The sequence below is a fragment of the Nonomuraea sp. NPDC050153 genome (assembly GCF_044460125.1).
GTDB lineage: Bacteria > Actinomycetota > Actinomycetes > Streptosporangiales > Streptosporangiaceae > Nonomuraea.
The window spans coordinates 89,351-114,204 of the sequence record NZ_JBITJQ010000036.1 but is presented as its reverse complement, the minus strand read 5'-3'; the positions used below and the strand labels follow the sequence as shown (position 1 = coordinate 114,204).

The window sequence follows — 24,854 nt, the reverse complement described above, 5'->3', positions numbered from 1 at the left end:
TCTCCTACTTGCATATATCTCGCAGAAACAATAGTCCCGCAACTAGCTAGCGTCATGGGCGGCATGCCGACAGCGCCGGCACCGGCCCCGCAGGACCTGGCCGGTGGGATCCATCTCGAAGCCGCAACTCGCCATGACCAGGTCCGCCATCGGGGCCAACTCGTTCGCGGGCATCTCGACGAGCAGGCCGCAGCGCTCGCAGAGGAGGTGATGGTGCGGTGTCGTGGCGAGACCGAACAGCGTCTCGCCGCCGTGCTCGATGCTGTGCAGCACGCCGTACTCGCTCATCACCGTCACGTTCCGGTAGACGGTGGAGAGGTTCACCATCGGGTGTGCACCGGCCACCAGCCGATGCAGGCGCAGGACGCTGAGGTGGGTCCCTGCCTCGTCGAGGACGTCCAGGATGGTCAGCCGCGGGACGGTCCGGCGCAGGCCCACGCGGGCCAGGGTCTCGTCGAGGTCGCCGTTCATGCCGGACGGCTCCGTACGGCGAAGGCCACGGCGAGGACGGTCAGGGCGACGCCGGCGATCCACAGAGGCGCCCGCAGCCCCGCGCCGGCCGCGAGCGCGCCCCCGGCCAGCGCGCCCAGCGGGGCGGCGGCCATCGACAACGTCCGGCTGGCGCTGTTGACCCGGCCGAGCAACTCGGGCGGCACCTCGCGCTGTCGCAAGGTCACCGACAGCACGTTCCACACCGCGAACCCGGCCCCCGTGCCGCCCCAGGCCAGCGCACCCGTCACCGGGTTCGGGTAGGCGGCCAGCGCGAGATCGACGACCGCGCAGACAGCCAGCGCCGCCACCTGGAGCCACCGGCGATCGAACCGCCGCACGAGTGCGGGCGTGACCATCGCGCCGGCCACCCCGCCGACCGCGCCGGCCGCCAGCATGACGCCGTACCCGCCGTCGGACAGCCGCATCGGCCCCACGGCCAGCAGCACGAGCGTCGACTCCCAGGCCAGCGTCACGAAGTTCATCACACAGCCGATCAGCACCACCGTCCGCACCAGATGGGGCCGGACCAGCCAGCGCATCCCCTCCACAGCGTCACGGATAACCGCGCGCCTTGCCGCCGACGCCGGGCCGGCGGTCCGGATGCCTGCGAGCAGGGCCGCCGCCAGTGCGAGCGTCACCGCGTTGAGTCCGAAGGGCAAGGTCATCGCGGCGGCGAACAGCACTCCGCCCGCCGCCGGGCCGATCAGGTCCTGGCCCACCCGCTCGGCCGTCACCAGGCCGCTGTTCGCCGACTCCAGCCGCGCGTCCGGCACGATCTTCGGGATGAGGGACTGCGCCGCGTTGTCGTAGGCGGCCTCGCCGACGCCGAGCAGGAACGCCACCGCGTACAGCACGACCATCGAACGGAGGTCCAGCAGCAGCATCACCGTCAGCAGGCCGAGCAGGACGGCCCGGCCGACGTTCGCCACCGCCATGAACACCTCGGGCCGGCCCCGATCGACGAGCGCCCCGATGGGCAGGCCGAACAGCACCCACGGCAGGTAAGCGCAGGCCGTCAGACCACCGACCAGCGCGGGGTCGCGAGTCAGCGCCGCAGCGAGCAGAGGTAAGGCCACGAGCCTGACCCCGTCCCCGAGATTGGATAGCGCCGCTGCGGCCAGCACCCGCGGATATGGCGCGCGTCCGACGTCCATCGGTGCTTGAACGGGCACCTCGATGTGAACCACCTCCCCAGACCGACCCGCGGCCACATTTACCTCCAAATGACATTCCTGCAACTAATATGCTTTTGCAAGCTACATGCAGCGATCTCTCCTGGGCCGGTGGATGATGAACTCTCCTCCGTCGCACGACGGGCTCCACGCCCCCATGGGCACGCTGGTCCGTGACACCGACAACGACCTCGTCCTGTGCCACGTGTGCGGGCGCTGGTACCGCGCCCTGGGCAGCCACGTCCGGGTCCATGGGCTGACCGCCGACGCCTACCGGCAGGCGTTCGGGCTGTTCGCCAGCAAGGCGCTTTCCTCCCGCGGGCACACGGAAGCCCGGCGTGCCGCCCAATCGGGCCTCTACCGGCGATCGGCCCGCACCAGAACCGATCTCGGGCAAGGCCACCGGATGGCCCGCTCCGGCGAACTCGCCGACCTGGCCTCCCGGCAGCGCCCGATCAGCCCTCAACGACGTGCGGCACAACTACGCGAACTCGCCGCCGGCCGCCGCACCAGAACCGCGACGGCCGAGGCCAGGCTCCGCGACAACCTGCGCGAGCTCGGATTCCCCGACGTACGCGACGGCTTGGTCAAGCTCTACATCGAGCAGCAGAACGGGATCGAGGAACTGGCCACCCTGCTACGGGTGAGCCGCGCCGTGGTGCGCCGAAGCCTGACCGACCACGGCATCGAGGTACGCCACACGGGCGTGAACAGTGACGCGGGAAAGCACTCCAGAGTCCAGGCGAACATCGCCGCGGCGGCCGCCCTGGTGGGGACCACAGACCTGCATCGCTGGCTCACCGAACGGCGAGCGGAAGGATGGACGCTCGCAAGACTGGCCGCCGCCCTCAAACGCAGCATCCCCTGGGTGCGGGCCCGGCTGGCCGAGCCCGCGCCGCCGGACCACGTCAAGAGCGCAGGGGCTGTCCGAACCTGACCCAGCGAGGAGGTCGTTACCGCCGCCGTCGTACCATCACCGGTAGTTGTTGCACTTTGCTTGCAACAACGTACCTATTGCGGGTTGGCCTCAACGTCTACTATCCCGCATCGCACGACAGTGAGGGGCACATGAACTCCCCAACACCGACCCCAGGCAGCACCGCGGAACGCAGGACAGGGCTGCGCAACGCCTTCACCCCCAAAGAATGGCGATCTCTCGGCAGCATGACGGGGATCGTCCTCCTCCTGCACGTCGTCGGCTGGGCCGTGCTCGTGTTCGCGGTCGCTCCCCACCGCTACCAGCTCGGCAGCGCCGGGGTGTTCAGCGTCGGCCTCGGCCTGACCGCCTACCTCCTCGGCGTCCGCCACGCCTTCGACGCCGACCACATCGCCTCCATCGACAACACCACCCGCAAGCTCGTAGGCGAAGGCACCCCGGCCGTCAGCACCGGCTTCTGGTTCTCCCTCGGCCACTCCTCGGTCGTCTTCGTCGCGAGCCTGCTGCTGGCCCTCGGAGTCCGGGCGGTCGCCGGCGTCGTCCAGAACGAGGAATCGCAGATCGCGCAGTCACTCGGCCTGATCGGCACCCTCGTCGCCGGCGGCTTCCTGATCCTGATCGGCCTGATGAACCTCGTCGCGGTCATCGGCATCGCCAAGATCTTCCGCAGGATGCGGACCGGCGAATACGACGAGGCCGAACTCGAACGGCAACTCGACCGCCGCGGCTTCCTGGCCCGCCTCCTCGCCAGGGTGATCAGGCGGGTCAGCAAGCCGTGGCACCTGTACCCCGTCGGCCTGCTCATGGGCCTCGGCTTCGACACCGCAACCCAGGTCGCGCTGCTCGTCCTGGCCGCCGGCTCGGCGACGTTCGTCCTGCCGTGGTATGCCATCCTCGTGCTGCCGGTGCTGTTCGCCGCCGGCATGAGCCTGTTCGACACCGCCGACGGTGTCTTCATGTCCCGGGCCTACGGCTGGGCGTTCCTCAAACCGATCCGCAAGGTCTTCTACAACCTGACCGTCACCGTGCTGTCGGTGACCGTCGCCCTGGTCATCGGCGGTGTGGTCCTCGTCGGGTTGATCGTCGAGCGACTCGGCATCGAGACCGGGCCGCTCGCCTGGATCGCCTCTCTGAACCTCGACTACGTCGGCTTCGGCATCGTCGGGCTCTTCCTGCTGACCTGGGTCATCGCGCTGGCGGTGTGGAAGTTCGGCCGCATCGAGGAGAAGTGGTCCGACAGCACAGGAAAGGCAGAGTCCCTGCCCGCCACCGAGTAGCTCGGCGACTCTCCGTGCGTGACGTTACGCGAGGAGGCTCCCGGTTCGGGGAGCCTCCTCGGACGCCATCCGCCGTGCGACCGCGCGCTGGGTTCTGCAGCAGGCGCAGTCACCATGCTGTGGGTCGTCAGCTGCTCACCAGGCGATCCTCCGCCTCTGCGGGGCCGCTGATGACTTCCAGCCAGCGTGCCAGTTTGTCGCGGAATCCGCGGCGTCCGTCCAGTGTCACGGGCGTTTCTCCCGCTGCGAGGCTGACCAGGTGTTGGGCGGTCTCGAAGGCCATCGTCTGGGGGATCAGCAGACCGTCAGGCCGTAGGGCCGTTCGCGGCAGGGCGGGCCGTCCGTCGGCGATGGTGAGCGCGTCGTGGGCCAGGTCGCGCAGGTCGCGGTCGCCGTTCTCCATAGCGAGGATCACCGCGCCCGACCGGCGGGCGTCCGCCACTCGCTCCAGGACATGCTCGTCGCTCGCCCCGGGAGCGACGACGAACAGCGTCTGCCCTTTCCTGGCTGCTTCGAGCCTGCTCAGCCCGACCGACAGATGCGCGGGCGCGCCGGCGGGGACGTAATGGCGAACGAGCGTGGGCGCCAGCTCAGGGATACCCGCGAACTGCGCCTCGTCGGAGAGGTGCGCAGCCATGTGCCAGGGCTCGTCGGTGGGGGTGCCGACTACCAGGAGGTCTCCGGCCTGGTGTCCGGCCGTGCGGAGGGTGCGGGCGAATCCGCGGGTCCTGACCACCCAGTCGGTGCCTTCCAGCAGGGCGCGGGTGATCTGGATGCGGGCATCTTCCATGACGGTCTCCCGGTTCAGGTGGAGGCTTTGCGACGCTGGTCGTGTTCGGCGAGCACCGCACGGCGGGCGGCGGCGGGCAGGCGGTCGATGTAGAGGAACCCGTCGAGATGATCCGTCTCGTGCTGGAGGCACCGGGCCAGGAGTCCGGTGCCGTGCACGGTGACCGGTGCGCCGGTGGCGTCGAAGCCGTCGCAGACGGCACGGTCGGGGCGGGCGAGCTGGGCGGAGCATCCGGGGATCGACAGGCAGCCTTCGGTGCCCTCATCCAGTCGGCGGTCCTTGATCCCAGGGAGCCGCAGGACCGGGTTGACCACGACGCCCTTGCGGAGGACGTCGTCCTGGTCCGGGCAGTCGTAGACGAAGACGCGCTGGTCGACGCCGATCTGGTTGGCGGCCAGGCCGACGCCGCGGGCGGCGTACATGCTGGCGAACATGGTCTCGACCAGACGGGCCAGATCGTCGTCGAAGCGTTCGACGGGCCGGCAGGGCTGATGCAGCACCGGCGTTCCCACCAAGGTGATGGGCAGGGCGTCGGTCACGAGCGGCTCCATTGTTCTTCGTGGGGGTTGAGCGAGGCTCTGGTCAGCGGGGCCGATGGGTCGGCCGCCAGGGCGAGCGTCGACGGCGGCGTGTCCGCGGCGAGGAGGAGATCCCCGACAGCCGCGATCATCGCTCCGTTGTCGGTGCACAGTTGCGGACGGGGCACGCGCAGCGTGATGCCTGCGGCGGCGCATCGCTCGGCGGCGACCTGCCGGAGCCTGCTGTTGGCGGCGACCCCGCCGACGATCAGCAGGGTGTCCACGCCGTGGTCGAGGCAGGCTTTGACGGCCTTGCGGGTCAAGACGTCGATGACCGCCTCTTGGAAGGAGGCGGCGATGTCGACCACGGCCTGCCGGGATCCTTGCTCGACGTGCCGGGCGACGGCGCTCTTGAGCCCGGAGAAGGAGAAGTCGTAGCCGGAGTCGAGCATGGCGCGCGGGAAGGGGACCGCCTCAGGGTTCGCGTCGCGGGCGATCCGGTCGATGGCGGGGCCGCCGGGGTAGGGCAGCCCGAGGATCCGCGCGACCTTGTCGAACGCCTCACCCGCGGCGTCGTCACGGGTGTCGCCGAGATGCACGATCGGGTCGCGGGCCAGATCTCCGAGCAGCAGCAGCGAGGTGTGGCCGCCCGACACGATGAGCGCGACCGACCGCGGGGGCAGCGGCCCGTGCTCCAGGGTGTCGGCGGCGACGTGCCCGGCCAGGTGGTGCACGCCGTACAGCGGCTTGCCCAGGGCCAGCGCGTACGCCTTGGCGGCGGCGAGCCCGGTCTGCAGCGCGGTGGCCAGTCCCGGCCCTGAGGTGACCGCGATGGCGTCCACGTCGGACGGGGCGATTCCGGCCTGCTCGAAGGCGGCTGTCACGCATGGCACCATCGCCTCAAGATGGGCCCGGGCGGCGATCTCGGGCACCACGCCGCCGAAGCGGGCATGCTCCTCCATCGAGGAGGACAGCGCGGCCCCGAGAAGCCGACCGTCCGCGACGATCCCGACGCCGGTCTCGTCGCACGAGGTCTCGATCCCCAGAACGATCGCCATACCCACCTCCTCTAATTGCCATCTATTTGCAACTACGAATACTAGGCAATATCGATGGACGCCGTCGGCGGTTACGGATTCCGGAGATGAACGATGCGAGCGGCAGCGGTCAGGCCCACTTCAAGGCGGCAGGTCATGAGATCGTCCGCAGCGCGCCAACGACACGAACCTGGTGTTCGTCGACCGCCGGTACACGGCTCGGGGGCACCTGCACTCATGGATGCAGGTTGAGAGTAGTTGCAATAACTGTGCAGTAAGGTTTGATCACCGGCCATCTGGCTGGTGGCGGGAGGCGAAGTATCGATGGGCGCCCGTGCCACGCATGCCGCCCGCTCTCGGGGCACGGATACGCCATCACGTTGCCCCTGCGTATCAGTCGCAATGGATGGGCCGACGAGGACGGGACTGCCTGTGGACGATCAGATCGACGCTGGACTCGCGCCAGTCTCCGTGGAGACGCTCTTGTTCCGCGTAGGTGTTGACGGCCGCTGGCTCTATCGGCAGATCGCCGCAGTACCCGGCCGGAGTGAGAGCCCCGACGAAGTCGCCCGCCGGATCAGTGGGCTGTCCGCAGATGATCCGTTCACCGTCGTGCACTCCACGAGCTGGCGCCATCGGCCGGAAGGGCAGGTGGTGCTCACCTATGCCGTGTGCCCCGACCCGGCGCCGCACCTGCCTGCCGAAGAGCTGCCCGCCTTGGACATCGCCCAAGGCAGCGCGCCGGCAGCGCCCACGCCGGAGCGGATCGACATCATCAACGTCGCCAGCCACGCGATCCGCCACCTGGCATTCCTGATGGCCACGGACGCCGTGGTCCGCCGCGCATTGTTGCACCATCCGCCCATCGCCATGGCCCTGGAAGAGCTGGCGCCGCTGACGATGACGCGGCTGGAAAGCACGCTGGCTTGATTGGTGCGGCATCGTGCGAGCCACCCCTCCTCCGTGGGGTCGACCTTGACCCGGGCAACGGTTCGCAAGTCCGTGCGCCCGTTCCGTCAGGGCGCGGGCTGTCTGGCGCTGGCGGCACCTCGTGCGGGCCGCAGGACTACCTGCTGTTAGCCGGCGGCCGGTTCACCCGCTGACAGTCCTTGGGCGTTGTTCTGCGCATGGCGACGCTGCTTCACCTCGGCGATGCGCTTGACGATGCCCTCGACGACAGCCGTGTTATGGCCGACCTCGATCGCGCCACCCTGGTGACCTGAGAGCTCCACGGCCTTCACCGGGCGCCATTCTTCCGGGTACATCCGGGCGAGCAGTTCGTGGGCGACCCGACCGTTGGGAGGCGCCCACGCGCGTTCCCGGGTTCCGTCCGGCCGGGTGACCTCGCGGATCAGAGTGCCACCGATGGCATCGGCGAAGGCAGCTGACAAGAGGTCTACAGAGGCTCGCGCGCGTGCGCGTGTAAGGGCCTCCCGAAACTCCCGGTACTCGGGAGCAGTGGCCAGATCAGCAACGGGTGACGGGTGTTGCCCACCTGGGCGAACGGGTTGGTGCCGATGAGAGCGCCGCACGCAGCCAGCGCCGAGGCGAGCACGCCCACCGGGTCGGCCTCGGTGCTCGGGTCGGCGGCGGCCACCAACTCGCCGAGCAGGCCGTAGAACATGGCGCCATCGGCAACGGGCGGCGGCGTCGCGAGTGCGCCATTCGCCCCCTTGGCCCGCTCTTGGTGGAACGCCTCGACTCGGGCCTCGGCGTCGTGCTCGCCCAGCAGGCTGGCGGCGTCGCGTCGCCGTGTCATGCGTCCCTCCGGCGTGGCTGGCGGGCTCCGGCTTCCAGGCCGGAGCGGATGGTGGAAGCCGTCTCACGGAGCGGCAGGCCGATTTCGTGCGCGGCGGCGCGCAACGTCTCCTCGACCAGCAGAGGTGGCAACAGCCCCGTCGCTACAAGCTGGCCCAGAGCGAAGGCCGCAGAGTTCACCGCGTGGTTGCGCGTGCCCGGGACGGCGTCCAGCACGTTCTGGATCTCCTCGCGCAGCGCAGCCGTCGCATAGCCCGCGGCACGCCCATTGAGCGCGGCCAAGATCCGGCGCGCCGAGAGGTGGTCCGGTTTCGACTCGGCAGTGGCCGTGGTCAGCCGTTCGCCGAGCCAGCGAGGCAACTTCGCGACCGGTTCATCGTTGATGACCTCGTACGAGCCGACTCCGTCCGGAAGATCCACGAAACTGCCCGGCCCGACGACGTAACCGCCCTGTGCCCGGGTGTCGATCAGCCAGCCGAGCCGCCCGGCGGTGTTACCGAGGGACAGGTCGGCAGGCGCGGCGAAGTACAGGTGCGTGCCCCCGCGCCGGGTGAGGACGGTGAATGTGTCGAACGGCAGAGGCTGCCCTGCTTCCATGCAGGCCAGCGCCAGCACGTCCGCGCCCTCGTTGACCCCGGGCTGATCCCATGGTGTCGGCGACCGTTCGTCCGTCTTGGGCGTGTCCAGGTCCACCAAACCAGACCCGACGGCCCGCAGGCGATGCCGATGTTGTACGGCCCCTGCGACCAGCATCGGCGGATCAGTTCGAGATCGGTCGTGGCCTTCCGCTCCCAGTTCGTGAACCCCTTGACCGGGCGCTTCCCGCCCGGCGTCAGCGGGAAGACGTGCCAGCCGCGCTTGGCGGCGGCCAGGGCATACCGGAGTTGATCGCCCGCGCCCTGCGGCGGGCCTGCCTGTAGTCTGTTAGCGCTCGTGCCATTGGTGGGTGCTGAGCTTCTGGGCGGGTCCGTTGCGAGCGGACCCGCCCCCCGGTGAGCCACTCCTTCACTCTGGACCAAGACCGCTATCGGCCCTGATGGAGAGAAGAGGCAGGAACCCACCAGCCGCCACGGCAACGGCAAGCGCTGGCTGGCCGTCTGGATCGGCCCGGACGGCAAGGACCAGACCAAGGCAGTACCGGTCGCATCTCAACACCCACATCTACCCGGCGTTCGGCGACCGGCGGATCGGCTCGCTCACCCGCACCGACATGAAGAGCTTCGTCGCCACTCTGAAGGGCTCCCTCGCGCCCTCCACGGTCGGCACGGTCTTCGCCGTCCTGCGTGCGCTCATGCAGGCGGCCGTGGACGATGGGGTCGTACCCGCCAATCCCTGCCTGCGGGTGCCACTCCCCCGAGTGGAAGCCCGCGTCGTCGAGCCTCTGCCGACCCAATCCATCCTGGCGCTCGCCGACGCCATCACGCCGAGGTACCGCCTGGCGGTGTGGCTCGGGTTCGGCCTCGGCCTGCGAGAAGGTGAGGCGCTCGGCATCACCGAGGCCAGGGTGGAGTTCCTCAAACGGCGTATCCGCATCGAACAGCAGGCACAGAAGGGCGCCTTGGTCGAGCTGAAGACGAAAGCATCACGGCGGACCCTGCCCGTCGATGACGGCGTACTGGAGGAAATCACCAGGCACATGCAGCTCTACCCTCGCGGTCCCGAGGGGGTATTGATCACCAACCGGATCCGCAAGATCCCCCGGCGCTCGTCGTTCGGGGACTGCTGGCGCGAGGCCGTCGAGAAGGCCGGCCTGCCCAAGGGAACGCGGTTCCACGACCTCCGCCACTACTACGCCTCGACACTGATCGCGGCGAACCTCAACCCGAAGAGCATCCAGCGTCGGCTCGGCCACGCGACCATCAGCGAGACCTTCGACACGTACGGGCACCTGTTCCCGGATGACGAGGATCTCGGACGCGGCGCGATCGACGCTAAGATCGAGAAAGACCTGGCGGAACAGAGCCGGAACAAGAAGGAAGCATGAACCCCAACCCCCTGGTCAGAGGGGTGTGTGTGACGAGTCGGCCTGTAGGCCGGGTTCTGTCCTTCGTGAGAAGGGGCGACCATCCATCTAGGGCCGCCGTTGCCGGCGGCCTCGAGCGGTCTACCCGCGCGGCTCGGGCGGGCAGCCCTCGAACGTCGCGCGCGGAACGCTCCGGGGAGCGTCCCTTCTTGACCTTGCTCCGGGTGGGGTTTACCTAGCCGCCCACGTCACCGTGGGCGCTGGTGGTCTCTTACACCACCCTTTCACCCTTACCTCCCGTCAGCCGGGAGGCGGTCTGCTTTCTGTGGCACTGTCCCGCGGGTCACCCCGGGTCGGTGTTACCGACCACCCTGCCCTGTGGAGCCCGGACCTTCCTCGGCGGGCCGGATGGCCCGACGCGGTCGCCCGGCCGACTCGTCTGCAGAACTGTACCAAGCTCCGCGGTATTCCCCGTCAACGGCGCAGGTGCGAGGTGTCGTTGAACGACTTCACCACGGCCGGGCCGTCCGCGTAGTACTCGATCAGCGACAGGCACGCCACGTCGAGGTGCATGCGGTAGAGGGACTCCAGAGGGGCCAGCAGGGCCTGCCTCAGCAGCATCTTGATGGGTGTCACGTGGGAGATCGCGAGGACGGTCCTGCCCTCGTAGCGCTCCACCAGCCGCTCCCCCGCCGCCTGGACGCGGCGCGCGACCGTGGCGAAGCTCTCGCCGCCCGGCGGCGCGGTCTCCGGGTCGGCGAGCCAGGTGGAGAGCTCGGCGGGCCAGCGGCGCTGGACCTCGGTGAACGTGTGGCCCTCCCACTCGCCGAAATCGAGCTCCCTGAGGTCTTCGTCCACCTCGACGTCGAGCCCGGTCCGCCGGGCGACCGCCTCCGCGGTCTGCCTGGCGCGCTTGAGCGGCGAGCTGACGATCGCATCCAGCCGGTACGGCTCGCGCGACAGCCGTTCGGCGGCCGCCGCGGCCTGGGCCAGGCCGTTGGGCGTGAGCTCGGCGTCGCCCCTGCCCGAGAACCGGCGTTCCACGGACAGCGCGGTCTCGCCGTGCCTGAGCAGGAGCAGGGACGTGGCCACGCGGGTGGGCGGGGCCCAGCCGGTGCCCTTGGCACTGCCCGTGGCGGTCCGCTGCTGGGCCGTGGCGATGGAGGCGGTGGGGGCCGAGATCTCGGTGATGGTGCCCATGTCGAGGAGGTCTGTCTGGCGGGCGGTGGGTGGGGGTTCGGCCTGGCCCCCTGGCGCCGGTTCTTCCCGTGCGTCCGGTTGGGCGGTGCCGCCGGCCTTCCAGGTCAGGCCTTTGGCGGCGGCGTCCATGGCCTCGTTGGCCAGGCGGTCGGCGTGCTTGTTGCGCTCGCGGGGGATCCAGGTCCACTCCGTCACCCGCAGCCGCCTGACCAGCGCTCCGGCCTCCAGCGCGAGCGGCCGCAGACCCTCGTTCTTGATCTTCCAGCGGCCCGCCATCTGCTCGACGACCAGCTTGGAGTCCATCCGTACGGCCACCGACGCGCCCTCGCCGCCCAGCCGGAGCACGGCCTGCAGGCCGGCGATCAGACCGCGGTACTCGGCGACGTTGTTGGTCGTGACGCCGATGGCCTCGGCCGCCTCCGCCAGCACCTGGCCGTCGGAGGCGTCCATGACCACCGCGCCGTAGCCGGCGGGCCCCGGGTTGCCGCGCGAGCCGCCGTCCGCCTCGATGACGTAGGAGGTCACAGGCCGGACTCTGCCGTACGTACGAGGATGCGCCGGCACTCCTCACAACGGAGCACCTCGTCGTGGGGCGCGGCCTTGATGCGGTTCATCTCGGCGATGGACAGAGCCACCTTGCAGCCCTGGCACCGGCCGCCCCGCAGCATCGCGGCGCCCACGCCGTACTGGTCCTTGAGCTTCTGGTAGAGCGCGAGCAGGTCTGCGGGGATCTCGCCGGAGACGCCGGAACGGCGGCCCTGGACCTCCCCCGCCTCCTTGTCGATCTCCTTGAGCCCCTCGTCACGGCGGGCCTCGGCGGTGGAAAGGGCGGTGGCGAGCTCGTCACGCTGCGTCACCAGGTCGGTGACCTTGGTGTCGGCAGCCTCCTTGCGCTCCATGATCTCCAGAACGACCTCCTCCAGGTCGCCCTGGCGCCTCTGCAGCGAGGCGATCTCGGACTGCAGGCCGGCCAGGTCGCGCGGGGAGGTCACGGCGCCGGAGTCGAGGCGCTTCTGGTCACGATCGGCACGCGTGCGCACGGCGTCGACGTCGCTCTCCGCCTTGGCCTGCTCGCGGGCCAGGTCGCCGGCCTCGGTCTCGGCCTCGATCACCTGCGTGGCGACCTTGGCGAACAACTTCGACCGCTCGTCGATCTCGGCCAGCTCAGGCAGGGTGCGGCGGCGGTGGGCCAGCCGATCAATCACGGAGTCGAGCTCTGCCAGGTCGAGCAGTCTCTTCTGGGCCTCAGGGGCTGCTTTCATGATCAATATCCTTTTGTCCAAGCATCGGTGACCGTGGCGGAGACGCGCGTTTCAACGGTAACGCCACTCGAGTGCAGGATGGACGCCGCGCCGTCGAGCCAGGGCCACTCGGTCGCCCAGTGCGCGGCGTCGATCAGCGCGGGCCCGCCCGCCTCCACGAACTCGCTCGCCGGATGATGCCGCAGATCCGCCGTCAGGAACACGTCGACCCCGGCGGCCTTGGCCACGCCGAGGAGGGAGTCGCCCGCGCCGCCGCTGACCGCGACGCGGGTGACGGGCCGGGTGAGATCGCCCGCCACGCGGATCCCCCCGGGCGTGCGGGGCAGGCCCTTGGCCGCCTGCGCCGCGAACTCGCCCAGCGTCATCTCCGAGGGCAGCTCGCCGATGCGGCCCAGACCGCGCCACGGGTCGTCCGGGAACGGCTGGAGCGGCACCAGGTCGCCGGTCAGGCCCACGGCTCCGGCCAGGGCGTCGGACACGCCGGGGTTGGCCACATCGGCGTTCGTGTGGGCGGTGAAGAGGGCGATGTCGTGTTTTATCAGGGTGTGGATCAGGCGACCCTTCGGCGTGGTCGCGGCCACGCTGGTGGTGCCGCGCAGGTAGAGGGGATGGTGGGTGACGATCAGGTCGGCCCCCCACTCCAGAGCCTCCTCGGCCACGGCCGCCACCGGGTCGACCGCGAACAGCACCCGGCGCACCTCCTGGGCCGGATCTCCGCAGACCAGCCCCACGGCGTCCCACGACTCGGCCCGGGCGGGCGGGTAGGCCGCCTCGAGCACCTCGATCACGTTCGTCAACGACACAGCAGCCACCTGCGCAGACTATCGGCATGGGAGAGGGTGTCGGTGGAACGGCGTTCGGCGTACTGTAAGTGAATCCTGACCTGCGGAGGACGGCATGTCACCAAGCGTCGCGATCATCGGAGCGGGGTTCGGCGGACTGTGCATGGCGATCCAGCTCGAACGGGCCGGGATCCGCTCGTACACGGTCTTCGAGAAGGCGGACGACCTCGGGGGCACGTGGCGCGACAACAGCTATCCCGGGGCGGGGTGCGACATTCCCTCGCATCTTTACTCGTATTCGTTCGAGAAGTACGCGAGCTGGACCCGCCGTTACCCAGAACAGCCCGAAATTCTTGGATATCTTGAGCATTGCGCCGATAAATACGACGTCAGGCGAAAAATCAGGTTCGGCACAGAAGTCCGGCGCGCCGACTTCGACGGCACCAGGTGGCAGGTGACGGCCGGCGACCGGACCGAGCCGTTCGACGTGGTCGTCGCGGGCATGGGCCAGCTGAACCGCCCTCGCCTCCCCGACATTCCGGGAATGTCGGACTTCGGGGGTGTCTCCTTCCACTCCGCCCGCTGGAACCACGACCACGATCTCACCGGCCGCCACGTCGCGGTGATCGGGAACGGCTCGTCGGCGGCCCAGCTCATCCCGCGCATCGCGGAGCGGGCCGAGCGCCTGCACGTCTTCCAGCGCACCCCCAACTGGGTCATCCCCAAGCCGGACGCCACCTTCGGACCGCTGGCCAGGCTCGCCTTCCACTTCGTCCCCGGCCTCCAGCGCGCCTACCGCGAGTGGCTCTACCGCTACGCCGAGGCCACCCTCTACCCCGCGCTCGCCCAGGGCTGGAGCGCGGACCTGCTCAGGAAGCGCGCCCTGCGGCACCTGCACGACCAGGTGCCCGACCCGGCGCTGCGGGCCAAGCTCACCCCCGACTACCCGCCGGGCTGCAAGCGGGTCGTCATCGACAGCGCCTTCTATCCCGCGCTGACCAGGCCCGGCGTCGACGTGGTGACGGACAAGATCGTACGGATCAGGCCCGCGGGCATCGAGACCACCGAGGGCCTTCACGAGGTGGACACGATCGTCTACGCCACCGGCTTCAGGACCACCGAGTTCCTGGCGCCCATGGAGATCGCCGGGCGCGACGGCCGCACGCTGGCGGAGCAGTGGAAGGGCGGCCCCGAGGCGTACCTGGGCATCTCCGTGCCGGGCTTCCCCAACCTGTTCCTCCTCTACGGCCCCAACACCAACCTCGGCCACAACTCCATCGTCTTCATGATCGAGTGCCAGGTGGAGCACATCATGTCCTGCCTGCCGCACCTGTCCGCCAACGGGCCGATCGAGGTGCGGCCCGAGGTGATGGCGGCCTGGCGCGGGCAGCTCGACGCGGCGATGGCGCGGATGGTGTGGGGCGGCGGCTGCCAGAGCTGGTACAAAACGGCCGAGGGCCGCGTGACGAACAACTGGCCGGGCCCCACCACCCTCTACCGCCGGCTCACCGCAAGACCCCCGGCCCCCGCCTACCGGCCCGTCAGCCTGCGGACGCCGTAGCCGCGCCGGCTCGCATCAGGCGTCCCGTGCGTAAATGGAGGGGTGAACGGTGACGTGAAGATCAGGGAGTTGCGGGAGATCGACGAGTTCAAGGAGGTCTACCGGCTCTTCGACGACATCTGGCACCCGGCGCCGCACAACCCGCCCGTGACCGTGGAGCTGATGATCGGGTTCGCGCACACGGGCAACTACGTGGCGGGGGCGTACGAGGACGGCAGGCTCGTGGGCGCCTCTGTGGGGTTCAGGGCGGCGGACCGGACGCTGCACTCGCACGTGACCGGGGCCGTCATCGGCAGGGGCATCGGCCACGCGCTCAAGTCCCACCAGCGCGAGTGGTGCCTGGAGCAGGGGCTGGAGCGGATCACCTGGACGTTCGACCCCCTCGTGCGCAGGAACGCGCGCTTCAACCTGGTCAAGCTGGGCGCCCTGCCGGAGGAGTACCTGGAGGACTTCTACGGGAAGATGGCCGACGCGATCAACGAGGGGGACCCCTCCGACCGGCTGCTGGCGGTGTGGCGCATCACGGACACGGCGAAACGCGACGAACCACCGGCCGCCGACGTGCTCCTGGCGGACGAGGACGGCCGGCCCGTGGCCAAGGAGGCGCGGGGCGGCACGGTGCTCGTGGGGACGCCTGCGGACGTCGAGCGGCTGCGCCGCGAGGACCCGGCGGCGGCCGCGGCGTGGCGGCTGGCGGTGCGCGGCTCGCTCGGCAGGCTCATGAGAACGGGCTGGCGGGTCGTGGGTTTCACGGACCGGGGAGAATACGTGCTGTCGCAGGTTAACTAGGTATTCCACAATAGTTTCGGGTCTCTGTAATGTGGCGGTTAGGCAACGCTGAGCAAGGAGATCCGCATGGCGGAGTTCACCCCGACCGTTCCTGCGCGAGTCCTACCGCCCGTCACCGTCCGCGACCTGCCCGACCCACCCCGATCGACCTGGCGCATCATCGGCCCCGGACTGGTCGGCGCGGGTGTGGGGCTGGCGTCGGGCGAATTCATTCTCTGGCCGTACATCGCCTCCCAAGTCGGGCTCATCTTCATCTGGGGAGCCGCGATCGGCATCATCACGCAGTGGTTCCTGAACATGGAGATCGAGCGCTACACGCTGGCCACCGGCGAGACGGCGCTCACCGGGTTCAGCCGGATGTGGAAACACTGGGGCCTGGTCTTCGTGGTGATGACGCTCTGCTCGAACCTCTGGCCCGGCTGGGTCACCACGTCCGCGACGATGGTGACGTACCTGACCGGGTCGGGCGCGGGCAGCGTGCGGTGGATCGCCATCGGCATGCTCCTCGTGATCGCGCTCGGCCTGACGCTGGCGCCGGTGATCTACACCGCGCTCGAACGGGTCATCTTCGTGAAGATCATCCTGGTGGCCACGCTGATCCTGGTCGCCGTCCTGTTCGCGATCAACGCGGAGAGCTGGGTCCAGCTGGGCAAGGGCCTGACCGTCGGCGCCCGGATCCCGGTGCCGCCGCTGGAGTTCTCGGTGCTGATGGGCGCCATCGCCTACGCCGGCGCGGGCGGCGGCCAGAACCTCTGCCAGAGCAACTGGATCCGCGACAAGGGCTTCGGCATGGGCCAGTACGTGCCGCGCCTGGTCAGCCCGGTGACCGGCCAGGAGGAGGCGGCCGCCTCGACCGGCTTCCAGTTCGCGCCCACCAAGGAGAACCTGGCGCGGTGGCGGCAGTGGTGGCGCTTCGCGAACATCGAGCAGGCCTGGACGTTCGCCGTGGTGTCGTTCCTGACGATCGCGTTCATGTCGATGCTGGCCTACTCCACCGTGTTCGGCCGGGAGGGGCTGGCCAACAGCATCCAGTTCCTGCAGGTCGAGGGCAAGGTGCTGCAGGAGACCGTCGGCCCGTGGTTCGGGGTGCTGTTCTGGGTGATCGGGGCGCTGGCGCTGTTCGCCTCCGCCATGGGCATCGTCGACTACACCTCGCGGCTGGCCTCCGACACCATCAAGACGGTCTACCTGCGTGACAGGCCGGTCTCGGTGAACCGGGTCTACTTCTACACGGTCTGGGCGATGGCGCTGATCGGGATCGCGGTCCTGCTGGCGGGCTTCGACCAGCCGCTCATCCTGCTGGTGTTCTCGGCGTGCTTCGCGGCCGTGATGATGTTCGTGTACTCGATCCTGCTGATCGTCCTCAACCGGCGGTCGCTGCCCGAGCCCATCAAGGTGCGCTCGTACCGGCTGGGCGCGCTGATCTGGTCGGTGGCGTTCTTCGGGACGCTGACCGTGCTGGTCGTCATCCAGCAGGCGCAGAAGCTGTTCGGCTGATCGATGGCCTGCCCCGAGGTTGACCTCAACCGGACTTGAGGTTACAGACTCGGCCGCATGAACGTGATCGAGGTGACGAGGTTCGGCGGTCCCGAGGTGCTGGAGCTCCGGCGGGCGCCGGAGCCGGAGGCCGGCCCGGGGCAGGTGCTCATCGGCGTGTCGGTGGTGGATGTGATGTCGCTCGACGCGCAGCTGCGGGCCGGGTGGGGGCGGGAGTGGTTCCCCGGCGAGCCGCCGTTCGTGCCCGGCACCGGCGTGGCCGGGTGGGTGCTGTCCGTGGGCGACGGGGTGGACGGCTCGTGGGTGGGGCGGCGGGTGGCGGCGTTCCTGCCCGGCGGCGGCGCGTACGCCGAGCGGGTCGTCGCCGACGTCGAGACCGTGGTCGAGGTGCCGGGCGCGGTGCCCCTGTGGCGGGCGGCCGCGCTGCTCCAGGTCGGGCCCGCGGCTCTGAGCCTGGTGGCGGCGGCGGAGCTGAAGCCCGGGACGCGGGTGCTGGTCACGGGGGCGGGCGGGGCGCTGGGGCTGCCGATCGTGGGGCTGGCGAGTGCGGCGGGGGCCCAGGTGACGGCCGCCGCCCACGGCGCGGCGAAACGGGCGGCGGCCCTGGACATGGGCGCGGCGCGGGCCGTCGGCTACGACGAGCTCGGCGGGCCCTTCGACGTGGTGTTCGACGGGGTGGGCGGGGAGGTCGGCGGTGCCGCGTACCGGCTGGTGGAGCCCGGCGGCACGTTCTTCGCCTACGGCGTGCCCAGCGGGTCGACCGCCCGGATCGAGCCCGGGGCCGCGCGGGTGGTGGGCATGGAGCAGGTCCAGTTCGCCCCGGACGAGTTCCGGCGGCTGGCCCGGCAGGCGCTGGAGGACGACCGGCTCGCGACCGTGGTGGGGCTGGCGGTGCCGCTGGAACGGGCGCGCGAGACCCACGACGCCCTCCTGAACCGCGAACTGGTCGGCAAGGCGGTCCTGCTCGTCACCGCCCAGGCCGCCCGCTACCGCGCCCACGGCGGCCCGGAGGTGCTGGATCTGGAGGAGATCCCGCTCCCCCAGCCCGGCCCGGGGCAGGTGCGGATCGCGGTCAAGGCGGCCGGGGTGAACCCCATCGACTGGAAGCTCCGCCGCGGATTCATGGGCGCGCCCCTCGACGAGCCCCAGGGCACCGGGCTCGAACTGGCCGGGACGATCGACGCCATCGGCCCCGGGGTGACCGGGTGGCGGCTCGGGGACCCGGTGTTCGGGCAGGTCGAGGCGGGGGCCGCGGCCACGCACGCGATCGCGGAGGCCAGCGCCCTGGCCGCCAAGCCGGACGACCTGACGTTCGAGGAGGCCGCCGCGCTGCCCGTCGCCGTCGAGACGGCCCGGCGCGCGCTGGACGGGCTGGGCCTGGAGGAGGGCCACACGCTGCTGATCCACGCGGTCGCGGGCGGCGTCGGGCTGGCCGCCGCGCAGCTCGCCCTCGCCGGGGGCGCCCGGGTCGTCGGGACGGCCGGCGAGCGCCACCACGCCTTCCTCCGCAGCCTCGGCGTCCACCCGGTCACCTACGGCGAGGGCCTGGCGGAGCGCCTCCCCGGCCCCGTCGACCGGGTGCTGGACGCCTCGGGCCGGGGCGAGCTTGAGCTGTCGGTGAAGCTGGCCGGCGACCCCGCCAACGTGATCACCATCGCCGACCGGGCCGGCGCGGCCAGGCTCGGCGTGCGGTTCTCGTCCGGCGGCGCGAAGGGGGCGGTACGGCACCAGAACGTGCGGATCCCCATCGCCGAGTCGTTCCCCCTGGAGCGGATCGCCGACGCGCACCGGCTCAGCGAGGACGGCCACTTCCTGGGCAAGATCGTGGTGAACACGGAAGGAACCTTGCCGCGATAGCGGGCACACTGGTCCCCATGCTGGAAACCTCGGCCCGCCTGCTGAAGCTCCTGTCCCTGCTCCAAGCGCACCGGGAGTGGACGGGCCCCGAGCTGTCGTCCCGGCTCGGGGTCTCCACGAGGACCATCCGCAACGACATCGAACGCCTGCGCACGCTCGGCTACCCCGTGCACGCCACGCCCGGGGTAGCGGGCGGCTACCGGCTGGGCGCCGGGGCGGCGCTGCCGCCGCTGCTGCTCGACGACGAGGAGGCCGTCGCGGTGGCGGTCGGGCTCGGCCGGGCGGCGGGCGGCGGCGTCGAGGGCATCGAGGAGACCTCCGTGCGGGCCCTGGCCAAGCTGGAGCAGGTGCTCCCGTCCCGGCTGCGCCGCCGGGTCAACGCGCTCAACTCCTACACCGTTCAGATCCCGGGCAACGCCCCCGCCGTGCCGCCCGAGGTGCTGACCACGATCGCGAACGCGGCCCGCGACCACGAGCGGCTGCGCTTCGACTACACCGGCCACGACGGCGGGACGACCGTGCGGAACGTGGAGCCGCACCGCCTGGTGCACCGGCGCAGCCGCTGGTACCTGGTGGGATACGACGTCGAGCGGCAGGGCTGGCGCACGTTCCGGGTGGACCGGGTGCGCCCGCGCACGCCGGCCGGGCCCCGCTTCACCCCGCGCGAGCCGCCGGAGGACGGCGACGTGGCGGCGTACGTGGAGAAGGGCGTCAACACGGCGATGTGGCGCTACCGGGCCACGGTGCTGGTGCACGCCCCGGCCGGCGAGCTGGGCCGCCTGCCGCTGGGGCTGGAGGTGGAGCCGGTGGACGAGGCCACCAGCCTGGTCCGGCTGGGCGGCGACGACCTGGACGGCATCGCCGCGTGGATCGGGTTCATGGGCGCGGACTTCGAGGTCCTCGACCCGCCCGAGCTGGCCGAGGCCGTACTGAAACTCTCCGAGCGCTACAGGCGGGCGGTCAGCGGACGGTAGGGCCACGGTCAGCGGGCGGCCCCAGGCTCGGGGGCATGAAGAACATGACGCGGGTCGCGGGCGGCAAGGACGACTTCCAGCTCGTGCACCACCTCACCCTCAAGGGCAGCCAGTACGAGATCGGCAGGGCGCTCACCGAAGAGGCCCGCCGGCTGGGCTGGGCCCCCACGCCGGCCGACCCGGCGGTGAACCGGGCCCGCAGGACGTGGTTCGAGCGGCACTGGCCGCAGCACCACGCCCGCCTGGACGGCGCGGCGGCGGCCCTCGGCCTGGACCCCGACCAGGACGACCTGGCCCTCGACGGGCTGAACTACGTCCCTGAGGGCTCCGGCTGCTCGGCCCTGTGGATCCCGCCGTCGGCCGCCACGGACGGCCACGGCCGGGTGGGCCGCAACTACGACTTCTTCCCCCTGACCACCAGCGAGGTGATGGGCACCGCGCCCGGACCGGACGAGCTGCCGATGGCCTCGCGCCCCTACGTGATCACGACGGTGCCCGACGAAGGGCTCGCCTCCACCGTGATCACCATGTCGGACCTCGACGGCTGCATGGACGGCATCAACTCGGCCGGCCTGGCGGTCACGCTGCTGGTGGCCGACTTCGAGACCGCCGCGCCACCGGAGGACGTCTCGCCGCAGGTCGGGGTGGGGAGCGTGCAGCTGCCCAGGTTCCTGGTCGACACCTGCGAGAACGTCGAGCAGGCCAAGCAGGCGCTCCTGGGCGCCAAGCAGTACGACCACGGCACGTCCCTGCACTACCTGGTGGCCGACGCGAACGGGCGGGCGTTCGTGTGGGAGCGCGGCAGGGACAGCGGCGAGCACATCGTCGAGCTCGGCGACGGCCCGCTCTGCGTCACCAACCACCTGCTGCACCGCCACCCCGACCCGATGAACCTGCCCGAGGACACCCCGGGCAGCTTCAGGACCTACGGGCGGCTGCGCACGCTGTACGAGCGCAGCAAGGGCGCCACCGTGTCACCGCGGCAGCTGCGCGACACCCTGCGCGCGGTCCGGCAGGCCGAGGACCCGGCCCTGCCGTTCCGCACGTTGTGGACCACCGTCTTCGACACCGCCGACCGCACCCTGTCGGTCCGCTTCTACCTGGGCGACGGCCGCCGCTACAGCGACGAGCTGGTGTTTCACTCCTCCGACAGGTAGTCCTCGCGCACCCTGGAGCGCGACAGCTTGCCCGTGGGCGTGCGCGGCAGCGGGGAGCGGTATTCGATCGTCTTCGGATGCTTGAACCTGGCGATGCGCGGCCCGCAGTGCTCCAGCAGCTCAGCGGTGAGCTCGGGGCCGGGCCTGACCCCTTCGACGGGCTGGACGAGGGCGACCACGTTGTGGCCCCACTCCTCGTCCGGCACCCCGATGACGGCCACGTCCGCCACCGCCGGATGTTCGAGCAGGGCGGCCTCGATCTCGGCGGGGTAGATGTTCACCCCGCCGGAGACGATCAGGTCGGTGCGCCGGTCGCACAGGTACAGGTAGCCGTCCTCGTCGAGGTATCCGATGTCGCCCGGCGAGTACCACTCCCCCAGCATGCTGGCGGCCGTCTTCTCCGGGTCCTTGCGGTACTCGAACGTGCCCATGGCCGACTTGACGTAGATCAGGCCGGGCTCGCCGACCGGCAGCTCCGCGCCGTCCTCGTCCACGATCTTGGCCTCGAACGTGGGCGCGGGCCGCCCCACCGTGCCCGGCCTGGCCAGCCAGTCGTGCGGCTTGACCGCGAACGCGATCGTCGACTCGGTGGAGCCGTAGTACTCGTACAGCACCGGACCCCACCAGTCCATGATCTGCTGCTTGACCGCGACGGGGCAGGCGGCGGCGGTGTGGATGACCTGGCGCAGGCTCGACACGTCGTACTTGCTCCTGATGTCCTCCGGCAGCTGCAGCATGCGGTGGAACATGGTCGGCACCATCATCGCGTTGTTGACCCGGTGACGCTCGATGAGCTCCAGGATGATCTCCGGCTCGAACTTGGGCGCGACGACCACGGTGTGCCCGAAGTGCAGCGCGAACTGCGTGTGCGCGCACGGCGCCGAGTGGTACATCGGCGAGGTCACCAGGTGGACGTCGTCGCCCGGCTTGAGGTCCACCACCTCGCCGAGGAACCAGTGGTAGGCGGGCACCATCTGCTCGGGCTCGACGCCCGGCAGCGGCCGCTGCACGCCCTTGGGGAAGCCGGTGGTGCCGGAGGTGTACCACATGACCGCCCCGGACGTGCGCTCGCCGGGCGCGTCGGCGGGCTGCCCCTCGGCCAGCCCCGCCGTGCCGATCTCCCCTCCGGGCACGGCGAAGCCGGGGCCGGTGACCACGACCTTGGCGTCGCAGTCGGCCAGGATGTACGCCACCTCGGACGCCGTCAGGTGCCAGTTGATCGGCACGTAGTAGAGCCCGATCTGCGCGGTCGCCAGGATCATGACGATGGCGTCGATGCCGTTGGGCAGCACGCCCGCCACCACGTCGCCGGTGCCGAGCCCGCGGGCCCGCAGGCCGTGCGACACCCGGTTGGCCCGGGCGAGCAGCTCGCCGTAGGAGGTCCTCGTGCCGTCGGAGTCGATCACCGCGAGGCGGTCGGGGTCGGCGGCGCCGATGGCGTAGAAGCCGGGTAGCCGGCTGACGTCCATTTACCTGCCTCCTTGCCGGGCTGCGCTCGGAGCGCTGTGATGGATGTCCTCGCTGCGCTGCGGATCCATCACAGCTCCAGCAGTTGCGCGAGGCGGGCACGGTGGATGCGGGGCGGGCCGAGCAGCACCTCGTCCGCCTTGGCCCGCTTGTAGAACAGATGCGCGTCGTGCTCCCAGGTGAAACCGATGCCGCCGTGCAGCAGCAGGTGGTCGCGGGCCACCTCGAAGCAGGCGCGGCCGACGTACGCCTGGGCGAGGGCGGCGGCGCCGGGCAGCTCGTCCGGCGACTCGTCGGCGGCCCAGGCGGCGTACCTGACGATGGACTCGGCCTGCTCCAGCTTGCAGTGCATGTCGGCCAGCTTGTGCTTGACGCCCTGGTAGGAGCCGATGAAGCGGCCGAAGGTGACGCGGATCTTGGCGTAGGCCACGATGGCGTCCAGCGCCGCCCGCATCACGCCCAGTTGCTCGGCCGCCAGCGCCACGCAGAGCCGGTCGCCGACCTCCGGGGCCGGGCCCAGCACGCGGGCGGGCGCGCCGTCCAGGACCACCCGGGCCTGGCCGCGGGTCAGGTCGAGCGTCTCCAGCGGGGTCCTGGTGACTCCGGGCCCCGCCAGTTCGACCGCGACCAGGACCCCGCCGTCGCCGGCGCGCGCGGGCGCCACCAGCACGTCCGCCTCCATGCCGCTGAGCACCTGCGCCAGAGTGCCGCTCGCGGCCGGGCCGTCGAGGTCGAGCGGGGCCTGGGCGAGCGTGGCCGTGGTGCGGCCCTCCGCGACGGCGGCCAGCAGCTCCTTGTCGGGCGCGCGGGTCAGGGCGATCGCGGCGAACGCGGTGGCCAGGAACGGGCCGGGCAGCAGGGCGGCGCCGGTCTCCTCCAGCGCGACCGCCAGCTCGGCCAGGCCCGCGCCCGCGCCGCCGTACTCCTCCGGGACGATCAGGCCCGACAGGCCCAGCTCGCCGTTGAGCCTGGCGTACACCTGCGGGTCGTAGCCCTGCCGCACCTTGGGCAGCGGCGAGGCGGCACGCAGGAAGGCGCGCACGGCCTCGCGAAGCTGCCGCTGCTCCTCATCGAGTACGAGCTTCACCCCTGCGTCCCCACCTTCAGATCCTTGAACGGCACGGTCTTGTCCACCCGGGGCTCCGGCGGCAGGTTGAGCACGCGGTCGCCCACGATGTTGCGCATGATCTCGTTGGTGCCGCCGCCCAGCGCCATGGCCGGGGCCAGCGAGATCGCGTGCGCCAGCGGGGAGTCGCCCAGGACGGCCTCCGGGCCCACGAGCCGGGTGGCCAGATCGGCCCGGAACATGGTCAGCTCGGCCAGCAGCAGCTTGGCCGCGCTGCCCCGGGCGCCGGGGAAGATCCCCGCCTCGGCCTCCTGGGCCAGGCGCTGGTTGAACAGCGCCAGGGCGCGGCTGCGGATGTGCAGCTCGACCAGCTCGTCGCGGACCAGCGGGTCGTCGGTGTCGACCACCCGGCGCAGCGCCTCCAGCGAGGCCGGGTCCTCCTTCTGGCCGCTCATGCCCACGCCCGCCGAGATCGACAGCCGCTCGTGCAGCAGGGTCGTGACGGCCACGCTCCAGCCGTCGTTGACCTCGCCGACGCGGTGCTCGTCGGGGATGGGGACGTTGTCGAAGAAGATCTCGTTGAAGTTGGACCTGCCGGTCATGTCCTTCAGCGGCCTGACCGTGACCCCGGGGTGGCGCATGTCCACCACGAACATGGTCAGCCCCTTGTGCTTGGGCACCTCCACGTCGGTGCGGGCCAGCAGCAGCCCCCAGTCGGCGTGGTGGGCGACCGAGGTCCACACCTTCTGGCCGTTGACGATCCAGTGGTCGCCGTCCCGCTCCGCCTTCGTCTGCAGGCCGGCCACGTCGCTGCCCGCGCCCGGCTCGGAGAAGAGCTGGCACCAGATCTCCTCGCCGCGCAGCAGCGGCCGGACGAACCGCTCGCGCTGGGCGTCGGTGCCCCGGTCGACCAGCGTGGGCCCGGTCATGCCGAGGCCGATCGAGAAGACGTACGTGGGGAGCGTGAAGCCGCGGGCCTCGGCGGCGAACGCGCGCTCCTCCGCCTGCGTCAGCCCCTGGCCGCCCCACCGCTCCGGCCACGTGATGCCGGAGTAGCCGGCGTCGTGGAGCTTGGCCATGAATTCCTTGGCCCGGGAGACCGCGTCCTCCCCGGGCTGGTCGTCAGCCGGGGCGTTGTCCTGCAGCCAGGCCCTGGCGGACCGCCGATACTCAGCAAGGTTCACATCGACTCCTTGGCATCAGTGCCCACTTACTCTAGTCAGGCGACCGGATGCCGCATAGAGCACCTCTCCGCAGCTCTTTTAGCGTGATTTGTCTGTGAATCTCCGTTAATTGGA

The 24,854-nt window shown here is 70.7% G+C and carries 25 protein-coding genes, 1 other RNA gene and 2 pseudogenes; 11 read left to right on the top strand and 17 right to left on the bottom strand.

Annotated elements, in window-relative coordinates; translation table 11 throughout:
• Nucleotides 1-42: 42 nt before the first annotated feature.
• Nucleotides 43-471, bottom strand: a complete 429-nt coding sequence (locus ACIBQ1_RS50880) for a Fur family transcriptional regulator (protein ID WP_397289315.1) — start codon at nt 469-471, stop codon at nt 43-45.
• Nucleotides 468-1,646 (bottom strand): MFS transporter, encoded by a 1,179-nt coding sequence (locus ACIBQ1_RS50875; protein ID WP_397289313.1) that lies wholly within the window; start codon nt 1,644-1,646, stop codon nt 468-470. Before ACIBQ1_RS50875 ends, ACIBQ1_RS50880 begins: the two co-directional genes overlap by 4 nt.
• A gap of 106 nt (nt 1,647-1,752) precedes the next feature.
• Here ACIBQ1_RS50875 and ACIBQ1_RS50870 point away from each other — a divergent pair, with 106 nt between their 5' ends.
• Entirely contained in the window at nt 1,753-2,601 is an 849-nt protein-coding gene (locus ACIBQ1_RS50870) for a MucR family transcriptional regulator (RefSeq protein WP_397289312.1), read from the top strand.
• A gap of 131 nt (nt 2,602-2,732) precedes the next feature.
• On the top strand, nt 2,733-3,878 hold the full coding sequence (locus ACIBQ1_RS50865) for a HoxN/HupN/NixA family nickel/cobalt transporter (RefSeq protein WP_397289310.1): 1,146 nt from the start codon (nt 2,733-2,735) through the stop codon (nt 3,876-3,878).
• 127 nt (nt 3,879-4,005) lie between these two features.
• Here ACIBQ1_RS50865 and ACIBQ1_RS50860 read toward each other — a convergent pair whose 3' ends face one another.
• Genes ACIBQ1_RS50860 through tsaD form a run of 3 tightly spaced genes read right to left on the bottom strand, consistent with a single transcriptional unit; the run spans nt 4,006 to nt 6,244 of the window.
• Entirely contained in the window at nt 4,006-4,668 is a 663-nt protein-coding gene (locus ACIBQ1_RS50860) for a hypothetical protein (RefSeq protein WP_397289308.1), read from the bottom strand.
• 14 nt (nt 4,669-4,682) lie between these two features.
• Nucleotides 4,683-5,207 (bottom strand): peptide deformylase, encoded by a 525-nt coding sequence (gene def, locus ACIBQ1_RS50855; RefSeq protein WP_397289306.1) that lies wholly within the window; start codon nt 5,205-5,207, stop codon nt 4,683-4,685.
• The gene (gene tsaD, locus ACIBQ1_RS50850) at nt 5,204-6,244 is read right to left on the bottom strand and encodes a tRNA (adenosine(37)-N6)-threonylcarbamoyltransferase complex transferase subunit TsaD (protein ID WP_397289303.1); all 1,041 of its coding nucleotides are present in this window, start codon (nt 6,242-6,244) and stop codon (nt 5,204-5,206) included. The genes def and tsaD overlap by 4 nt, the downstream gene beginning before the upstream one ends.
• Nucleotides 6,245-6,655: 411 nt before the next feature.
• Here tsaD and ACIBQ1_RS50845 point away from each other — a divergent pair, with 411 nt between their 5' ends.
• Nucleotides 6,656-7,153: a hypothetical protein gene (locus tag ACIBQ1_RS50845; protein ID WP_397289301.1), complete on the top strand. Its 498-nt coding sequence runs from the start codon at nt 6,656-6,658 to the stop codon at nt 7,151-7,153.
• A 146-nt stretch (nt 7,154-7,299) separates the two neighbouring features.
• Here the strand turns inward: ACIBQ1_RS50845 and ACIBQ1_RS50840 are convergent, their stop codons facing one another.
• The 5 genes and pseudogenes from ACIBQ1_RS50840 to ACIBQ1_RS50820 form a co-directional block, all read right to left on the bottom strand.
• On the bottom strand, nt 7,300-7,614 hold the full coding sequence (locus tag ACIBQ1_RS50840; protein WP_397289299.1) for a hypothetical protein: 315 nt from the start codon (nt 7,612-7,614) through the stop codon (nt 7,300-7,302).
• A gap of 5 nt (nt 7,615-7,619) precedes the next feature.
• Entirely contained in the window at nt 7,620-7,982 is a 363-nt protein-coding gene (locus ACIBQ1_RS50835; protein ID WP_397289297.1) for a hypothetical protein, read from the bottom strand.
• Nucleotides 7,979-8,833 carry a bifunctional DNA primase/polymerase gene (locus tag ACIBQ1_RS50830; protein ID WP_397289341.1) on the bottom strand — a complete coding sequence of 285 codons (855 nt, stop codon included), beginning with the start codon at nt 8,831-8,833 and terminating at the stop codon, nt 7,979-7,981. The genes ACIBQ1_RS50835 and ACIBQ1_RS50830 overlap by 4 nt, the downstream gene beginning before the upstream one ends.
• Nucleotides 8,737-8,982: pseudogene (locus ACIBQ1_RS50825) on the bottom strand (bifunctional DNA primase/polymerase); the annotation flags it as partial. The pseudogene ACIBQ1_RS50825 and the gene ACIBQ1_RS50830, both read right to left, overlap by 97 nt.
• A gap of 160 nt (nt 8,983-9,142) precedes the next feature.
• The gene (locus ACIBQ1_RS50820; protein ID WP_397289295.1) at nt 9,143-9,274 is read right to left on the bottom strand and encodes a hypothetical protein; all 132 of its coding nucleotides are present in this window, start codon (nt 9,272-9,274) and stop codon (nt 9,143-9,145) included.
• A 64-nt stretch (nt 9,275-9,338) separates the two neighbouring features.
• On the opposite strand from ACIBQ1_RS50820, the gene ACIBQ1_RS50815 reads away from it, so the two are divergent.
• A complete protein-coding gene (locus tag ACIBQ1_RS50815; protein WP_397289293.1) occupies nt 9,339-9,965 on the top strand; it encodes a site-specific integrase in 627 nt (208 codons plus the stop codon).
• Between the two features lie 29 nt (nt 9,966-9,994).
• Here the strand turns inward: ACIBQ1_RS50815 and rnpB are convergent.
• From rnpB to ACIBQ1_RS50795, 4 genes are all read right to left on the bottom strand, one after another.
• Nucleotides 9,995-10,382, bottom strand: an RNA gene (rnpB, locus tag ACIBQ1_RS50810) — RNase P RNA component class A.
• A gap of 36 nt (nt 10,383-10,418) precedes the next feature.
• On the bottom strand, nt 10,419-11,669 hold the full coding sequence (locus tag ACIBQ1_RS50805) for a bifunctional RNase H/acid phosphatase (protein ID WP_397289291.1): 1,251 nt from the start codon (nt 11,667-11,669) through the stop codon (nt 10,419-10,421).
• Nucleotides 11,666-12,406, bottom strand: coding sequence for a zinc ribbon domain-containing protein (locus ACIBQ1_RS50800; RefSeq protein WP_397289289.1), 741 nt, complete (start codon nt 12,404-12,406; stop codon nt 11,666-11,668). Before ACIBQ1_RS50800 ends, ACIBQ1_RS50805 begins: the two co-directional genes overlap by 4 nt.
• A 2-nt stretch (nt 12,407-12,408) precedes the next feature.
• Nucleotides 12,409-13,209 carry a Nif3-like dinuclear metal center hexameric protein gene (locus tag ACIBQ1_RS50795; protein ID WP_397289287.1) on the bottom strand — a complete coding sequence of 267 codons (801 nt, stop codon included), beginning with the start codon at nt 13,207-13,209 and terminating at the stop codon, nt 12,409-12,411.
• Nucleotides 13,210-13,303: 94 nt separating this feature from the next.
• On the opposite strand from ACIBQ1_RS50795, the gene ACIBQ1_RS50790 reads away from it, so the two are divergent.
• From ACIBQ1_RS50790 to ACIBQ1_RS50760, 7 genes and pseudogenes are all read left to right on the top strand, one after another.
• The gene (locus ACIBQ1_RS50790; RefSeq protein WP_397289285.1) at nt 13,304-14,749 is read left to right on the top strand and encodes a flavin-containing monooxygenase; all 1,446 of its coding nucleotides are present in this window, start codon (nt 13,304-13,306) and stop codon (nt 14,747-14,749) included.
• Between the two features lie 42 nt (nt 14,750-14,791).
• On the top strand, nt 14,792-15,538 hold the full coding sequence (locus ACIBQ1_RS50785; protein ID WP_397289283.1) for a GNAT family N-acetyltransferase: 747 nt from the start codon (nt 14,792-14,794) through the stop codon (nt 15,536-15,538).
• A 66-nt stretch (nt 15,539-15,604) separates the two neighbouring features.
• Nucleotides 15,605-17,035 carry an Nramp family divalent metal transporter gene (locus tag ACIBQ1_RS50780; protein WP_397289281.1) on the top strand — a complete coding sequence of 477 codons (1,431 nt, stop codon included), beginning with the start codon at nt 15,605-15,607 and terminating at the stop codon, nt 17,033-17,035.
• Nucleotides 17,036-17,092: 57 nt separating this feature from the next.
• A pseudogene (locus ACIBQ1_RS50775) lies at nt 17,093-17,986 on the top strand (zinc-binding dehydrogenase); the annotation flags it as partial.
• A 9-nt stretch (nt 17,987-17,995) separates the two neighbouring features.
• A complete protein-coding gene (locus ACIBQ1_RS50770; RefSeq protein WP_397289339.1) occupies nt 17,996-18,892 on the top strand; it encodes an NADP-dependent oxidoreductase in 897 nt (298 codons plus the stop codon).
• A 17-nt stretch (nt 18,893-18,909) separates the two neighbouring features.
• Nucleotides 18,910-19,866 (top strand): helix-turn-helix transcriptional regulator, encoded by a 957-nt coding sequence (locus tag ACIBQ1_RS50765; RefSeq protein WP_397289279.1) that lies wholly within the window; start codon nt 18,910-18,912, stop codon nt 19,864-19,866.
• 35 nt (nt 19,867-19,901) lie between these two features.
• Nucleotides 19,902-21,023, top strand: a complete 1,122-nt coding sequence (locus ACIBQ1_RS50760; protein WP_397289277.1) for a C45 family autoproteolytic acyltransferase/hydolase — start codon at nt 19,902-19,904, stop codon at nt 21,021-21,023.
• Here the strand turns inward: ACIBQ1_RS50760 and ACIBQ1_RS50755 are convergent.
• The 3 genes from ACIBQ1_RS50755 to ACIBQ1_RS50745 all read right to left on the bottom strand — a co-directional run bounded on the left by ACIBQ1_RS50755 (nt 21,005) and on the right by ACIBQ1_RS50745 (nt 24,740).
• Entirely contained in the window at nt 21,005-22,492 is a 1,488-nt protein-coding gene (locus tag ACIBQ1_RS50755; protein ID WP_397289275.1) for an AMP-binding protein, read from the bottom strand. The two genes, ACIBQ1_RS50760 and ACIBQ1_RS50755, sit on opposite strands and share 19 nt — an antisense overlap.
• 68 nt (nt 22,493-22,560) lie before the next feature.
• Entirely contained in the window at nt 22,561-23,577 is a 1,017-nt protein-coding gene (locus tag ACIBQ1_RS50750; protein ID WP_397289273.1) for an acyl-CoA dehydrogenase family protein, read from the bottom strand.
• Nucleotides 23,574-24,740 (bottom strand): acyl-CoA dehydrogenase family protein, encoded by a 1,167-nt coding sequence (locus ACIBQ1_RS50745; protein WP_397289271.1) that lies wholly within the window; start codon nt 24,738-24,740, stop codon nt 23,574-23,576. The genes ACIBQ1_RS50750 and ACIBQ1_RS50745 overlap by 4 nt, the downstream gene beginning before the upstream one ends.
• Between the last annotated feature and the right edge of the window lie 114 nt (nt 24,741-24,854).